At 69.5% G+C, this 13,958-nt stretch carries 13 protein-coding genes; 8 read left to right on the plus strand and 5 right to left on the minus strand.

The window, feature by feature from the left end:
- Nucleotides 1-2: 2 nt before the first annotated feature.
- The 5 genes from ACSFA5_RS24845 to ACSFA5_RS24865 form a co-directional block, all read right to left on the minus strand.
- Nucleotides 3-725: a response regulator gene (locus ACSFA5_RS24845; protein ID WP_435446714.1), complete on the minus strand. Its 723-nt coding sequence runs from the start codon at nucleotides 723-725 to the stop codon at nucleotides 3-5.
- Between the two features lie 53 nt (nucleotides 726-778).
- Nucleotides 779-2,431: an NAD(P)/FAD-dependent oxidoreductase gene (locus tag ACSFA5_RS24850; protein WP_435446715.1), complete on the minus strand. Its 1,653-nt coding sequence runs from the start codon at nucleotides 2,429-2,431 to the stop codon at nucleotides 779-781.
- 3 nt (nucleotides 2,432-2,434) lie between these two features.
- Nucleotides 2,435-3,274 (minus strand): beta-ketoacyl synthase chain length factor, encoded by an 840-nt coding sequence (locus tag ACSFA5_RS24855; protein ID WP_435446716.1) that lies wholly within the window; start codon nucleotides 3,272-3,274, stop codon nucleotides 2,435-2,437.
- Between the two features lie 32 nt (nucleotides 3,275-3,306).
- Nucleotides 3,307-4,512: a beta-ketoacyl-[acyl-carrier-protein] synthase family protein gene (locus ACSFA5_RS24860; RefSeq protein ID WP_435446717.1), complete on the minus strand. Its 1,206-nt coding sequence runs from the start codon at nucleotides 4,510-4,512 to the stop codon at nucleotides 3,307-3,309.
- Nucleotides 4,513-4,716: 204 nt separating this feature from the next.
- Nucleotides 4,717-6,102: an AmpG family muropeptide MFS transporter gene (locus tag ACSFA5_RS24865; RefSeq protein WP_435446718.1), complete on the minus strand. Its 1,386-nt coding sequence runs from the start codon at nucleotides 6,100-6,102 to the stop codon at nucleotides 4,717-4,719.
- Nucleotides 6,103-6,221: 119 nt separating this feature from the next.
- On the opposite strand from ACSFA5_RS24865, the gene ACSFA5_RS24870 reads away from it, so the two are divergent.
- From ACSFA5_RS24870 to hpxZ, 8 genes are all read left to right on the plus strand, one after another.
- Nucleotides 6,222-7,085, plus strand: coding sequence for a M48 family metallopeptidase (locus ACSFA5_RS24870; RefSeq protein ID WP_435446719.1), 864 nt, complete (start codon nucleotides 6,222-6,224; stop codon nucleotides 7,083-7,085).
- Between the two features lie 341 nt (nucleotides 7,086-7,426).
- Nucleotides 7,427-9,163: an allophanate hydrolase gene (gene atzF, locus ACSFA5_RS24875; RefSeq protein WP_435446720.1), complete on the plus strand. Its 1,737-nt coding sequence runs from the start codon at nucleotides 7,427-7,429 to the stop codon at nucleotides 9,161-9,163.
- 19 nt (nucleotides 9,164-9,182) lie between these two features.
- Nucleotides 9,183-10,187 (plus strand): ABC transporter substrate-binding protein, encoded by a 1,005-nt coding sequence (locus ACSFA5_RS24880; protein WP_435446721.1) that lies wholly within the window; start codon nucleotides 9,183-9,185, stop codon nucleotides 10,185-10,187.
- A 2-nt stretch (nucleotides 10,188-10,189) separates the two neighbouring features.
- Entirely contained in the window at nucleotides 10,190-11,017 is an 828-nt protein-coding gene (locus ACSFA5_RS24885) for an ABC transporter permease (RefSeq protein WP_435446722.1), read from the plus strand.
- Entirely contained in the window at nucleotides 11,014-11,847 is an 834-nt protein-coding gene (locus ACSFA5_RS24890; protein WP_435446723.1) for an ABC transporter ATP-binding protein, read from the plus strand. The genes ACSFA5_RS24885 and ACSFA5_RS24890 overlap by 4 nt, the downstream gene beginning before the upstream one ends.
- A 13-nt stretch (nucleotides 11,848-11,860) precedes the next feature.
- On the plus strand, nucleotides 11,861-12,067 hold the full coding sequence (locus ACSFA5_RS24895) for an AtzG-like protein (RefSeq protein WP_435446724.1): 207 nt from the start codon (nucleotides 11,861-11,863) through the stop codon (nucleotides 12,065-12,067).
- Nucleotides 12,064-13,539, plus strand: coding sequence for an AtzE family amidohydrolase (locus tag ACSFA5_RS24900; RefSeq protein WP_435446725.1), 1,476 nt, complete (start codon nucleotides 12,064-12,066; stop codon nucleotides 13,537-13,539). The genes ACSFA5_RS24895 and ACSFA5_RS24900 overlap by 4 nt, the downstream gene beginning before the upstream one ends.
- A complete protein-coding gene (gene hpxZ / locus ACSFA5_RS24905) occupies nucleotides 13,536-13,919 on the plus strand; it encodes an oxalurate catabolism protein HpxZ (protein ID WP_435446726.1) in 384 nt (127 codons plus the stop codon). Before ACSFA5_RS24900 ends, hpxZ begins: the two co-directional genes overlap by 4 nt.
- Nucleotides 13,920-13,958: the final 39 nt, after the last annotated feature.

Consider the following 13,958-nt stretch of genomic DNA (forward strand, 5'->3'; position numbering starts at 1 on the left):
TTCTAGTCTTGCTGCTTGGCGAAGACGTAGCCCACGCCGCGCACCGTGAGGATGCGCTTGGGGTTCTTCGCGTCGACCTCGATGGCCGCGCGGATGCGGCCCATGTGCACGTCGATGGAGCGGTCGAAGGCCTCGAGCTCGCGCCCGCGCACGGCCTCCATGATCTGGTCGCGCGTGAGCACGCGGCCCGCGCGCTCGGCCATGGCCACCAGCAGGTCGAACTGGTAGGAGGTGAGGTCCGCCAGCGCGCCGGCCACCGACACGGTGCGTGCGTTGCGGTCGATCTCCAGCGTGCCGAAGCGCATCACGGTGGAGGCTTCGGTGTCGGTGGCGTTCTCGCTGCGCCGGCGCAGCACCGCGCGAATGCGCGCCAGCAGCTCGCGTGGCTCGAAAGGCTTGGGCAGGTAGTCGTCGGCGCCAATTTCCAGGCCGATGATGCGGTCCATCGGGTCGCCCTTGGCCGTCAGCATCAGCACCGAGACCTTCGACATCGGGCCCGGCAGCGCGCGGATGCGGCGGCAGACTTCGAGCCCGTCGGTGTCGGGCAGCATCAGGTCGAGGATCACCAGGTCGGGCGCGTGCTGCTGCAGCTGTTCGAGGCCGCTGGCGCCGTCACCGGCGTGGTTGAAGGCGAAGCCCGACTGCGTCAGGTACTCGCCCACCATCTGCGCCAGGCGGGCGTCGTCTTCGATCATCAGGAGTTGGGGGGTGCTCATGCGCTTCATGGTCGTCCACAGGGAGCAAGCAGGCTTGAACGCTCCGTAAAGTTGGGTAAACCTCAGGTGGCCATGTCAACCGGGTTGGCTGCGAAAAGCATAGCGCCCTGTCCAACGGCCACCGGAGGGATGTCGATTTTTTCCGCGAGCAGCGAGGGCAGGTCGCCCGCGTCCACGTTCGCGTCGGCGGCCCGTGCCCGCGCCAGGATTTCGCCGGCCAGCTGCCGCAGCTGCACGGTCGAGGCGCGGATGCGCGCGCGGAAGGCGGCGTCGTCCAGCGTGTCTTTCAGGCTGCGGTTGAGCTCCGCGAACCACGGCATCGCGGCCTGGTCGAGCATCACGGCCGGGTTGGCGCGCTCGCTGGCGGCCGACCAGTGGCGCAGCAGCGTCTGCACGGCAACGTTCAGTCGCTGGCAGTGCTGCATCTCGCTCTTCAGGCCGCCCAGCGCGTGCAGGTCGGTCAGGCGCTGCTGGAAGAAGATCTGCGACAGCACGCCCCAGTAGTAGGCGTAGTCCCAGATCACCTTCACCGGCAGCACCTCGGGGTCGCCGAAGAGCGGGTACTGGTCCTGGTACAGCGCCAGCGTGCTTTCATAGAACGAGCGGTAGATCTGGTCGTACAGCTGCGCGCGTGCCTCCAGCGGCCGGCCGGCGCGGTCCTGCGCGATGAGGTCGGTGATGTAGGTGTTGCCGATGGCGATGAAGTCGCTGCCCGGCGAATAGAAGGGGTCGAGAAAGAGCCCCGCCTCGCCCGTCATGGCCCAGCGCTGGCGCCCCGAGAACACCTGCTTGCAGCCGTGCGAGAAGTGCTTGAGGAACGCGAAGTCCTGCAGCAGGTGGCGCTTGCCGTCCAGCGCCTCGTACAGGCGCGGCTGGTAGGTGGCGAACCAGGCCATCGCCTTGTCGAAGGTGTCGATGGTGTCCAGCGGATGCAGCTTCGGGTCGGCCACGATGCCCACCGAATGCGAGCCCGAAGCCAGCGGAATGAGCCACGCCCAGTAGCCCGCGCCCACCAGGTGGTTGGTCGACAGCCAGCGTGCCTGCGGGTTGCAGCGCTCGCGCCATTCGGCGCTGTCGCTCCATTCGTCGATGGCGATGCGCTCGCCGATGCGAAACCACACCGCGTTCACGTCGTGCGCGTTGGGCTCGGCCAGGCCGAGCTTGCGCTTGAGCATGCCGGCGCGCCCGCACGCGTCGATCAGCCAGCGGGCCTGCGTGCGGTGGGTTTGCTCGCCGCGCGTCCATTCGATGTGGTGCGGCGTTGCGGCGTCCTCCGACAGGTCGATGCGGCGCACCAGCGCGCTGTCGACAAAGTGCACACCCAGCCGTGCGGCCTCTTCGGCCAGGAAGTTCTCGAAGATGCCGCGGTCGATCTGGTAGCTGGGCACCGACAGGTAGCGGCTCGCGCCGATCTCGGTGACGCCGTCGATGTCGCTGCGGCCTTCGCTGAAGAAGAAGCGAAAGCCGAACTTGCGCAGCTGCTTCTCGTCCATGTGGGCCTTCAGGCCCAGCACCGTGTCGAAGTAGTGCGCGCCGATTTCCACCGACGACTCGCCCACCTTGTGCGCCGCGTGCGGCACCGGGTGCGCGCGGCGCTCGAGCACCAGCACGCGCAGGTCGGCGAAGCGCTGGCGCAACTGCAGCGCCAGCGTGAGGCCGGCCAGGCCGCCGCCCATGATCACCGCGTCGAAGGAGTCAGGCGCAGTGTCGGTCATGGGTCAGCTCCGGGAAAGGGATTGGGAAAAGGGTTGAAGTTGCAGCCGCAGCGACAGCGAAGGCGACAACGGAAGATCGACGGGCGTCACCGCGTCGGCATCGAGGTGCGCCAGCGACTCGAACAGCGCCAGCGCGTCGGCCATCGGGTTCAGGCCGGCGAGCGATTTCGCCGCGTCCGAGTGCGGCGCCGTGGCGGTGGTGGCCGCTTCGGCATCGCTGGCCAGCGCCCATTGCAGCACCGCCACGGTGCGCTCGGTGGGCGCGGGGGCCAGCACCAGCGCCACCGCGAGCAGGCCGCGGCTGTCGGTGACCGAGGTCAGCGCGCCCACCGTGGGCGTGTCGTAGCCCACCAGCAGCACCGGCTCCTGGTCGGCCGCGCACTGCACCGCCGCTTCGAGCAGGCCCGAGGCGAAGCTGTGTTCGTAGGCCGACACGGCATTGCTGGCCGCCATGCAGCCGGTGCCGATGGTCCAGTAGCCCACGGCCGCGTTGTGCACCGAGTTGTGGAACTTGGTGGGCGACAGCATCTTGGGGTCGGTGGCGAGCGTGCCGCACATGTAGTCGTTGATCGACAGGTCGCCGTGCGCCGACGTGAACACGCAGGGCACCTCGGCGGCGTTGCGGCCCGAGCCTGCCATGGCGGCCGCGGCCACTTCGAGCGCCAGCGCCACGGTGTCGGGCGCGCGGCGGCGCTCGGCGGGGGCCAGCACCTGCGGCGCAGGACGCTTGGCCGGCGGGTTGCTGAGCGTGCCTTCGCCGCGGAAGGCGGCGCGCGCGGCCTCCCAGCCGGGGAGGGTGGGGGTCCAGAAGGCCGGGCCTTCGATGTAAAGGGTCGGGGGCATCACGGGTTTCGCTGACTTCGGGGCGTTCGTGCTCATGCGTGCGCCTTGCCGAAGACCAGCGAGCAGTTGTTGCCCCCGAAGCCGAAGGAATTGCTCAGCACGTAGCGCACCTCGCCGTGCACCGGCGCCAGCTTGATCTGCGGGCCGAAGCCTTCGTCCAGCGTGCGGGTGTTGACGGTGCCCGGCATCAGGCCGCGCTCGATCGCCAGCAGGCTGACGACCGCCTCGACGATGCCCGCCGCGCCCAGCGTGTGGCCCATGAAGCCCTTGGTCGAGCTGGCGTGCGTGTGCGCGGGGAAGCGGCGCGCCACCAGCGCGCCCTCGACCTCGTCGTTCTTCTGGCTCGAGGTGCCGTGCATGTTGATGTAGTCGATGTCGCCGGGGGCGAGGCCGGCGCGCGCCAGCGCCTCGTCGAGCGCGCGTTCGGCGCCCAGGCCCTCGGGGTGCGGGGTGGACATGTGGTGTGCGTCGCTTGCTTCGCCGTAGCCCAGCAGGTGCAGCGCGGAGGCTGCGGCGCCGCTCTGCACGCGCTCGACCAGCGCAAAGCCCGCCGCCTCGCCCAGGCTGATGCCGTTGCGGTCGGCGTCGAAGGGGCGGCAGGGCTCGGTCGACACCAGTTCGAGCGAGTTGAAGCCGAACAGCACGCTGCCGCACAGCGTGTCGGCGCCGCCCACCACGGCCGCATCGGCCAGGCCCAGGCGGATCATCCGCTCGGCCGAGGCGAACACCTTGGCGCTGGACGAACAGGCGGTCGAAATGGTTTCGCTCGGGCCGCTGATGCCCAGCAGTTCCTGCGTGAACATGGCCAGCGAATGGGGCGTGTGCACCGCGGCGCGGCGCTGGTCCGGGGGAAAGTTGCCTTCGGCGTCCAGCTGCGTGTAGGCCAGTTCGGTCTCGCCGATGCTTGCGGTCGAGGTGCCCAGGATCAGCGCGATGCGCGAGGCGCCGTACTTCTCGCGTGCGGCGCTCACCGCCTCGATGAAGCCGTCGGCCTGCAGGCCCATGAACGCCAGCCGGTTGTTGCGGCAGTCCCATCGGGCGAGCGATTCGGGCAGGCGCACCTCTTCGATGCCGTCGACGCGGCCGATCCAGGTCGGCAGCGGCGCGTCGCCGAAGTCATTGGCGCGCAGGCCGCTGCGCGACTGCGCCAGCGCGTCGGCCAGTGCTTCCTTGCCGATGCCGACCGCGGAGGTCGCCGTGAAGGCGCTGATTTGGAGAGGGGGAATTCGGGACGGCACGATCTTGTAGGTGGGCTTGCTGACAACGGGGGCGCCAGGAGGAAGCGCAAGAAAAGGAAGCAGAAACGAGCAAAAGTGAATGTATACGCGAACAGCGTACCAGTTGCGGCGCGCGCGGCGCGTCGGTCATGTCCTATATCGCGGGGCGCCCGGAGGCCGTCCGGGGGCGCTCGAACGCGGCTTCAGTGCGGCTTCGCTTCCGTCTCAGGGCCGGTCCGCGGGCCCGGCGACGGCCGTGAGCCGCGAGGCCAGCGCCACCAGCACCAGCACCGGCACGCCCAGCACGGCCGTGGCGGTGAAGAAGGTGGCGTAGCCGTAGGCGTCGACGAACACGCCCGAATAGCCGGCAATGAACTTGGGCAGCAGCAGCATCAGCGAGCTGAACAGCGCGTACTGCGTGGCCGAGTAGCTGATGTTCGTCAGGCTCGACAGGTAGGCAATGAAGGCCGCCGAGGCGATGCCGCCAGCCAGGTTGTCGGCCGAGACCACCGCGATCAGCGCCGTCAGGTCGTGCCCGCGCGAGGCCAGCCAGGCGAACAGCAGGTTGCTGGCCGCGCTCAGCACCGCGCCCAGCATCAGCACGCGCATCACGCCCAGGCGCATCGACAGCACGCCCCCCACGAAGGCGCCCGCCAGCGTCATGACCACGCCGTAGATCTTGCTGACCGTGGCCACCTCGTCCTTGGTGAAGCCCATGTCCACGTAGAACGGGTTGGCCATGATGCCCATCACCACGTCGCTGATGCGGTAGATGGCAATCAGCGAGAGGATCAGCACCGCCTGCCACTTGTAGCGGCGGATGAAGTCGGCAAAGGGCTCGATCAGCACGTTGCGCAGCCACTCGGCCGCGTTCTTCGTCGGGGGCAGCATGCGGCGCACCGGCTCGGGCGACAGCAGCACGGTGACGACGCCGACCGACATGGAGGCCGCCATCACCAGGTAGGCCGTCTTCCAGGCGCCGTTCTGGTAAGCCGCCGCACCCGTGGCCGCCACGGCCGGTGCCACCTCGGCCCAGGCCGCGACCCACAGCACGCCGGCGCCGGCCCAGATCATCGCGAGCCGGTAGCCCGTCTGGTAGGCGGCGGCCAGCGCGGCCTGCTTGCGCGTCTCGGCCGATTCGATGCGAAAGGCGTCCAGCGCGATGTCCTGCGTGGCCGAGCCGAAGGCCACCAGCAGCGCGCACCAGATCAGCGGCTTGAGCCCCAGGCGCGGGTCGTTCATGGCCATGCCGACCAGCCCCACGATCACCACGCCCTGCGCCAGCAGCAGCCAGCCGCGCCGGCGCCCGAGCAGCGTGGTCAGCGGCGGCAGCGGCAGCCGGTCGACCAGCGGCGCCCAGACCCACTTGAAGCCATAGGCCAGCCCGACCCAGCTCAGGTAGCCGATGGTGGTGCGGTCGATGCCCGCCTCGCGCAGGCGAAAGCTCAGCGTGCCCAGCACCAGCAGCAGCGGCAGCCCGGCCGAGAAACCCAGCGCCAGCATGCGCAGCGTGGCAGGTTCGAGGTAGACCTTCAGCGCGTCGCGCCAGGGCGGTTTGGGGGCGGTGGGGGTTTCGGCGGGCGTGGCGGACATGAGCTTCGGATTGTCCATGAGTGACGCCCGGCTGCGGCAAGGCGCCGGCACCGCGGCCGAAGGCGCAGGTTGTCCGTGGTGCTCCGGGGGCCATCGGGGCGTCGTTCGTCTTCATTTGTTCCTATGATCCGGCCCCTATGTGCCTACGATGCGACCGCCCCACCTCTGCTGTTTCCGCCGCTTCTGCCGCTTCCGCGTGGAACCCCCGGCGAGCCTTCCTGCTGGCCGCCGCGGGCGCGGCCCTGGCCGGCCCGGCGCTCGCGCAGGTCAACGTCGGCAATGCCTCGATGGCGCGCAACCTCGTGCCCGCCGACAAGATCGAGGCGGCCGGCGTGCAGCAGTACGGCCAGTTGCTCGAACAGGCGCGCGCCAAGGGTGCGCTCGCGGGCGACGGCAACCCGCAGCTGCAGCGCCTGCGCACCATCGCCAACCGCCTCATTCCCTTCGCCATGCCGTGGAACTCGCGCGCCCGCGAATGGAAGTGGGAGGTCAACCTGATCGGCAGCAAGCAGGTCAACGCCTTCTGCATGCCCGGCGGCAAGATCGCCTTCTTCACCGGCATCCTCGACCAGCTCAAGCTGAGCGACGACGAGGTCGCCATGGTCATGGGCCACGAAATGGCCCACGCGCTGCGCGAGCACGCACGCGCCCGCATGGCCAAGAGCGCGGGCACCGGGGCGGCGCTTTCCATCGGTGCGCAGCTGCTCGGCCTGGGGCAGGTGGGCGACATGGCGGCGCGCGCCGGCACGCAGCTCATCACGCTCAAGTTCAGCCGCGGCGACGAAACCGAGGCCGACCTGGTGGGCCTGGAGCTCGCGGCCCGCGCGGGCTATGACCCGAAGGCGTCGGTGTCGCTGTGGCAGAAGATGGCCACGGCGTCGAAGAACCAGGGCGGGCTGAGCTTCCTGTCGACGCACCCGAGCGGGCCGGACCGCATCGCGAAGCTGGAAGCGAACCTGCCGAAGGTGGACAGGCTGTACCGGGACGCGAAGAAGACCTGAGCTTTCTGTTTTTCTCCCTCCCCCGTTGGGGGAGGGTCGGGGTGGGGGCACGACGGCCTCCTGAAAAGCGCGGCGCCTGATCGAAGGCCTGCCCCCATCCCAGCCTTCCCCCAGAAGGGGAAGGAGTCAATCCGAGACCGCATTCCTGCCTTGCTCCCTCCCCTCCCGGGGGAGGGCGGGGGTGGGGGTGGGGGCACGACGGCCTCCTGAAAAGCGCGGCGCCTGATTGAAGGCCTGCCCCCATCCCAGCCTTCCCCCGGAAGGGGAAGGAGCCAATCCAACGCCCCCTTTCCGCTGGCACGCCGCTTGCATCTCAACTTGTACACATGTTTGGATGCCTGATGATGGTGCATGAAGAAAACGGATCTCCCGCCGCCGCCTGGATCGCGAAATTCGCGTCCCCCGTCGTCGACACGCGCGCCAGCCAAGCCCTGGGTTCCGCCCTGCCGCTCGCCGGCTTGCGCTTCGCGGTCAAGGACAACATCGACGTGGCCGGCGTGCCCACCACCGCCGCCTGCCCGGCCTTCGAGCGCCACCCCACGGTCCACGCGGCCGTGGTGCAGCGCCTGCTCGAAGCCGGTGCATCGCTGGCCGGCAAGACCAACCTCGACCAGTTCGCCTGCGGCCTGAACGGCACACGCTCGCCTTACGGCGAGGTGCCCAACGCTTTCGACGCGCGCTGCGTGTCGGGCGGCTCCAGCTCGGGCTCGGCCTACCTGGTGGCCGCCGGCGAGGTCGACTTCGCGCTCGGCACCGACACCGCAGGCTCGGGCCGCGTGCCTGCCGGGCTCAACAACATCGTCGGCCTGAAGCCTTCGCGCGGCCTGCTGAGCACCTTCGGCGTGGTGCCGGCGGCGCAGAGCGCGGACTGCGTTTCCATCTTCGCGACCACCGTCGCCACCGCCGTCGACGTGCTGCTGGCCGCCGCCGGCCACGACGCGCGCGACCCGTACTCGCGCGACCTGCGCCTGGACCGCGAGCCGCTGCCCGCGCGCTTCTCCTTCGGCGTGCCCGACACGCTGAGCTTTTTCGGCGACACCGCCGCCGAGCAGGCCTTCAACGACGCCACCGCGCGGCTGCTGGCCATGGGCGGCTCGCCCGTCACCATTGCCTACGCGCCGCTCGCCGAGGCCGCCGCGCTGCTGTACGAAAGCGCGCTGGTCGCCGAGCGCTACGCCGCGGTGCGCGAATTCTTCGACGCGCACGCCGACGAGGTCATCGAGCCCGTGCGCGGCATCCTCGCCGCCGGCCGCGGCTACAACGCCGCCGACGTGTTCGACGCGCAAACGCACCTGCGCGCCATCGCGCAGAAGGTCGAGCCGATGTGGCGCGGCATCGACGTGCTGGTGGTGCCCACCGCGCCCACGCACTACACCCGCGAGCAGATGCGTGCCGACCCGGTGGCGCTCAACCGCAACCTGGGCGGGTACACCAACTTCGTCAACCTGCTCGACTACGCCGCGCTCTCGGTGCCCAGCAGCCTGCGCGACGACGGCCTGCCGTTCGGCATCACGCTGATCGGGCCCTGCGGCAGCGACCTGGCACTGGCCGACCTGGGCCAGCGCTACCACCACGCCACGGGACTCGCGCAGGGCGCCACGGGCAAGCCGCTGCCCGCGATGCGCGCCATTCCGGGGCTCGCCGCAGCCGGTGCCGACATGCTGCCTGTCGCCGTGGTCGGTGCGCACCTGTCGGGCATGCCGCTCAACGGCCAGCTCACCGAGCGCGGTGCCACGCTGCTGCGCGCCACCGCCACGTCGCCGGACTACCGCCTGTACGCGCTGCCGGGCACCGTGCCGCCCAAGCCCGGCCTGCAGCGCGTGGCCGAAGGCGGCGCGGGCACCGCCATCGCGCTGGAAGTGTGGGCCGTGCCCCTTGCGCAGGTCGGCAGCTTCCTCGCGCTGATTCCGCCGCCCCTCGGCCTTGGCAGCGTCGAGCTGGCCGACGGCAGCTGGGTCAAGGGCTTCATCTGCGAAGGCCACGCGCTGGCCGGCGCGCAGGACGTGAGCTCTTTTGGCGGCTGGCGTGCCTACGTCGCCAGCCGCACCGGCACCGGCCCGGCACCTTCTTCCCTTTGACTTTGATCCAGGAGTTCCGATGAGCACCCCAAAGAAACCCTCCGCTTCGCGCCACCGCCGCCAGCTGCTGCAGGCCGGCGCCGCGGGCCTGGCCGTGCTGGCCGCGCCCGCCCTGGTGCGCGCGCAGGCCGCGCCCAAGCTGCGCATCGGCTTCTGGCCCGTGGCCGCTGGCCTGCCGTTTTTCGCGGCGGTGGACAAGGGCTACTTCAAGGAAGCCGGCCTCGACGTCGAGCCGCTCAAGTTCGCCGGCGCGCAGCAGGTGATGGAAGGCATGCTCGCGGGCCGTTGCGACGGCAGCGCCAACGGTACGGGCACGGCCAACCTCGCCATCGGCGAAATCGCGCAGCCCGGCCTCTTCAAGATCTTCTGCACCAACCCGAGCAACGCCAGGTTCGTGCTCGACGAGTTCATCGTCGCCAAGGACAGCCCCGTCAAGACCGTGGCCGAGCTGGCCGGAAAGCGGGTGGCCTCGGGCCCGGGCATCCAGAACGTCACGCTGTGCAAGACCATGCTGGAGCGCGCCGGCGCCAAGGGCGCGACCGTCACCGAGCTGCCCATCGGCCAGCACGTGGCCGCGCTGGTGGCGGGCCAGGTCGACGCCTGCTACACGCTGGAGCCCACCGGCACCGTGGGCCGCATGAACGGCACCACGCGCGTCATCGAAGCGGGCGTGGTCGCCAAGTACATCCTGGGCGACCCGATGGCGCCGTGGCATGGCGGCGCGGCCAGCCTCACCACCGAGTTCATCAAGAAGAACCCCGAGGTCGCGAAGAAGTACATCGCCGCCTATGCACGCGGCGTGGAACTGGTGCGCACCCAGCCCGACGAGGCGCGCCAGTTCATGAAGGGCTACACCGCCATCGAAGGCAAGCTCACGGCCGAAGTGCCGCTCGCGTCGTACATGCTCTACAACGAGTTCAAGCCCAGCGACGTTGCGTACTTCCAGAAGTTCTACGACCTGTTCACCGAGAAAGGCATCTTCGAGAAGAAGGTGCTGGTGGACACGCTGCTCTACAAGGCCTGACCATGGCCGACGCAAGCACGACCACGGCCGCGCCGTGGACCCCGCCGGCCAGCCTTAACGCTGCCGCACCGAAGACGCCGCTGCGCGACCGCCTGCTGCCCTTCATCGGGCCGGTGGTGCTGTTCATCGCCTGGGACCTGGTGGTGCGCCTGGGCTTCATCAAGCCCATCCTGCTGCCCACGCCGGCCGACACCATCGCCGCGCTTGTCACCGGCCTGGCGGGCGGGCCGCTGCTCACCGACTTCGCGATGACCGTGTGGCGCACGCTGCAGGCCTTCGTCATCGCGGCGGCCATCGGCGTGCCGCTGGGCGTGCTGCTCGGCAGCAACGAGAAGGCTTATCGCAGCGTGGAGTTTTTGATCGACTTCTTCCGCTCCACGCCCTCGTCCGCGCTGATTCCGCTGTTCCTGCTGATCTTCGGCGTGAGCGATGTCAACAAGGTGGCCATCGCGGCTTTCGGTGCGTTGCTCATCGTGGTGTTCAACAGCGCCTACGGCGTGATGAATGCGCGCAAGCAGCGCGTGATGGCCGCCAAGGTCATGGGCGCGTCACGCTGGCAGGTCTTCAAGGACGTGCTGATCTGGGAGAGCATGCAGCCCACCTTCGTCGGCCTGCGCTCGGCGGTGTCGATGGCGCTGGTGATCGTCATCGTGGCCGAGATGTTCATCGGCTCCGACACCGGGCTGGGCCACCGCATCATCGACGCGCAGCAGGTGCTCAACGTGAAGAGCATGTACGCGGCGATTCTTTCGGCCGGTGCGCTGGGCTACGCGCTCAACATTCTTTTCCTCGTCGCCGAGCGCCGCATCGTGCACTGGAGCGGAAGATGAAAATGACCTCCGACATCGTTCTGAACGGCCCGGTGTACGCCGACGTGCCCACCCCCGTGTTCAAGCCCGGCCCGGCCGGCACGCACATCACCATTCGCGGCCTGACCAAGTACTTCGCGGGATGGCCGCTGTACGAGAACTTCGACCTCGACATTCCCAAGCGGGCCATCGTCTCGGTGTTCGGGCCCAACGGCTGCGGCAAGTCCACGCTCATCAACATGATCGCGGGGCTGGTGCCCATCGACGCGGGCGAGATCCTGTTCGACGGCAAGCAGCGCAAGGACACCAAGATCGGCTACGTGTTCCAGAACTACCGCGAGGCGATGTTCCCGTGGATGCGCACCATCGACAACATCGCCTACCCGCTGAAGCTCGAAGGGCGCAGCAAGGCCGAGGTCGACCGGCGCATGCAGGAGCTGGTGGCGTCCTTCGACGTCAAGTTCGACCTGAAGCGCTTTCCCTACGAACTCTCGGGCGGCCAGCAGCAGACCGCGTCGATCATGCGTGCGCTGGCGCCCAACCCCGAGGTGCTGTTTCTCGACGAGCCCTTCTCCGCGCTCGACTTCGAGATGACCCTCTTCATCCGCGAGAAGCTGCAGGAGGTGTTCATGCAGACCGGCACCACCATGCTGCTGGTGTCGCACGACCTCGAAGAAGCCGTGTACCTCGCCGACGAGGTGCTGCTGCTGACCAAGCGGCCCACCAAGGTGGCAGAGATCTTGCGTTACGGCGATGCGCGCCCGCGCACCGTGGAGACGCTGAGCACCGAGAGCTTCGTGGCCATGAAGAAGCTCAGCCTCGACATCTTCCAGCGCGAAGTACGCCGATAGAAGGAGCCTTGCCATGACACCCGCACAGATCGAAAGCTACGTCGACGCCGCCGCCGCGGTGCTCGACCTGCGCCTGTCGCCCGACCACCGGCCCGGCGTGCTGCGCTACTTCGCGCTCGCGGCCGAGTTCGCCGCGGTGGTCGAGGCGGTGCCGCTGGCCATGTCCGTCGAGTCGGCGGTGCATTTTTCGCCGGTCGAACCGCAGGAGAAAGAGGCATGACCCCGGCAGAGCTGCTGGCGCGCGACGCGTCTGCCATGGCCGACGCCGTGCGCAGCGGTGCCGCAAGCGCCACCGCGCTGGTGCAGGCCAGCCTGGACCGTGTGGACGCCACCGACGGCCGCGTCAACGCCTTCACTTCCGTGCTGAGCGAACGCGCGCTGCGCCGCGCCGGGCAGGTCGACGCCTCGCTGGCTTCGGCGCAGGGCGAACGCACCCGCGCGCTGCCGCTGCTCGGCGTGCCCTTCGCGGTGAAGAACCTGTTCGACATTGCCGGCCTGCCCACGCTCGCGGGCTCGAAGATCGAACGCCAGACGGCCCCCGCGCGCGCCGACGCCACGCTGGTGCGCCGCCTGGAGCGCGCCGGCGCGGTGCTGGTGGGCGCGCTCAACATGGACGAGTACGCCTACGGCTTCACCACCGAGAACAGCCACGAAGGCCCCACGCGCAACCCGCACGACCTCACGCGCATCGCGGGCGGTTCGTCGGGCGGCTCGGGCGCTGCGGTGGCCGCGGGCCAGGTGCCGCTCACGCTGGGCTCGGACACCAACGGATCGATCCGTGTGCCCGCCTCGCTGTGCGGCGTGTTCGGGCTCAAGCCCACCTTCGGGCGGCTGCCGCGCACGGGGAGCTTTCCGTTCGTGTCCAGCCTGGACCATCTGGGCCCCTTCGCCCGTTCGGCGCGCGACCTGGCGCTGGTCTACGACGCGATGCAGGGGCCGGAAGAAGCCGGTCATCCACACGACCCCGGCTGCGCACAACGCGCCGCGCAGCCCGTGTCAGGCGTGCTGGCGCACGGCACGCGGGGCTTGCGCATCGGCGTGCTCGGCGGCTACTTTCACCAGCGCGCCGGCGCCGAGGCGCTGGCCGCCGTCGATCTGGTGGCCGATGCGCTGGGCTCGGGCGTCTCGCAGGCCAGCGTCGAACTGCCGATGGTCGAGGCGGGGCGCGCCGCGGCTTTCCTCATCACCAACGCGGAAGGCGCCGCGCTGCATTTGCAAGACCTGCGCCGCCGCGCACACGACTTCGAGCCGCTCTCGCGCGACCGCTTCCTCGCGGGCGCGCTGCTGCCCGCTGCCTGGGTGTCGCGCGCGCAGCGCGTGCGCCGGCTCTATGCCGAAGCCGTGGCGCGCCTGTTCGGCCGCTACGACATCCTGCTGGCCCCGGCCACGCCCACCGCGGCCACGCCCGTGGGCGCGGAGACCTTCGAGGTCAACGGCCACAAGCTGCCGGTGCGCCCCAACATGGGCCTGCTGACCCAGCCCTTCTCGTGCATCGGCCTGCCGGTGTGCGCGGTGCCGGTGTGGGGCGCGCACGCCAACCTGCCGAACTTGCCTAACTTGCCTATTGGCGTGCAGGTGATCGCCGCGCCCTGGCGCGAAGACCTCGTGCTGCGCGTGGCCGCGGCACTCGAAGCGGCGGGCGTGGCGCATGCGCCCGTTGCCGCGCTGAATCCGGAAAAAACCCCCGCATGAACGCCAGCGACATCAACCTGCCCGACGTGCTGGCCGAAGTGCAAGGCGCTTTCGCCCGCTACGAAGACGCGCTGGTCCACAACAAGGTCGAGGTGCTGGACGCGCTGTTCTGGAACAGCCCGACCACGCTGCGCTACGGCGCCACCGAAAACCTCTACGGCCATGACGAGATCCGGGCCTTTCGTGCATCGCGCCCCTCGCAGGGGCTGGCGCGCGAACTGCTGATCACCGTCATCACCACCTACGGGCGCGACTTCGCCACCGCCAACTGCGAGTTCCGCCGCGAAGGTGCCGAGCGCACCGGCCGCCAGAGCCAGACCTGGATGCGCACGCCCGAGGGTTGGCGCGTGGTCTCGGCGCACGTCAGCCTGCTCGGCTGAGGCACGCGCCGCACAACGTTTTTTCTTCCAGTCCTTCAA

Source organism: Variovorax monticola (assembly GCF_051216855.1).
In the GTDB taxonomy this organism is placed as follows: domain Bacteria; phylum Pseudomonadota; class Gammaproteobacteria; order Burkholderiales; family Burkholderiaceae_C; genus Variovorax.

Coding starts and splice junctions, on each gene's coding strand:
- ACSFA5_RS24845 (WP_435446714.1), bottom strand. CDS start 725: ATGAAGCGCATGAGCACCCCCCAACTCCTGATGATCGAAGACGACGCC.
- ACSFA5_RS24850 (WP_435446715.1), bottom strand. CDS start 2,431: ATGACCGACACTGCGCCTGACTCCTTCGACGCGGTGATCATGGGCGGC.
- ACSFA5_RS24855 (WP_435446716.1), bottom strand. CDS start 3,274: ATGCCCCCGACCCTTTACATCGAAGGCCCGGCCTTCTGGACCCCCACC.
- ACSFA5_RS24865 (WP_435446718.1), bottom strand. CDS start 6,102: ATGGACAATCCGAAGCTCATGTCCGCCACGCCCGCCGAAACCCCCACC.
- ACSFA5_RS24870 (WP_435446719.1), top strand. CDS start 6,222: ATGTGCCTACGATGCGACCGCCCCACCTCTGCTGTTTCCGCCGCTTCT.
- atzF (WP_435446720.1), top strand. CDS start 7,427: ATGATGGTGCATGAAGAAAACGGATCTCCCGCCGCCGCCTGGATCGCG.
- ACSFA5_RS24880 (WP_435446721.1), top strand. CDS start 9,183: ATGAGCACCCCAAAGAAACCCTCCGCTTCGCGCCACCGCCGCCAGCTG.
- ACSFA5_RS24885 (WP_435446722.1), top strand. CDS start 10,190: ATGGCCGACGCAAGCACGACCACGGCCGCGCCGTGGACCCCGCCGGCC.
- ACSFA5_RS24890 (WP_435446723.1), top strand. CDS start 11,014: ATGAAAATGACCTCCGACATCGTTCTGAACGGCCCGGTGTACGCCGAC.
- ACSFA5_RS24895 (WP_435446724.1), top strand. CDS start 11,861: ATGACACCCGCACAGATCGAAAGCTACGTCGACGCCGCCGCCGCGGTG.
- ACSFA5_RS24900 (WP_435446725.1), top strand. CDS start 12,064: ATGACCCCGGCAGAGCTGCTGGCGCGCGACGCGTCTGCCATGGCCGAC.
- hpxZ (WP_435446726.1), top strand. CDS start 13,536: ATGAACGCCAGCGACATCAACCTGCCCGACGTGCTGGCCGAAGTGCAA.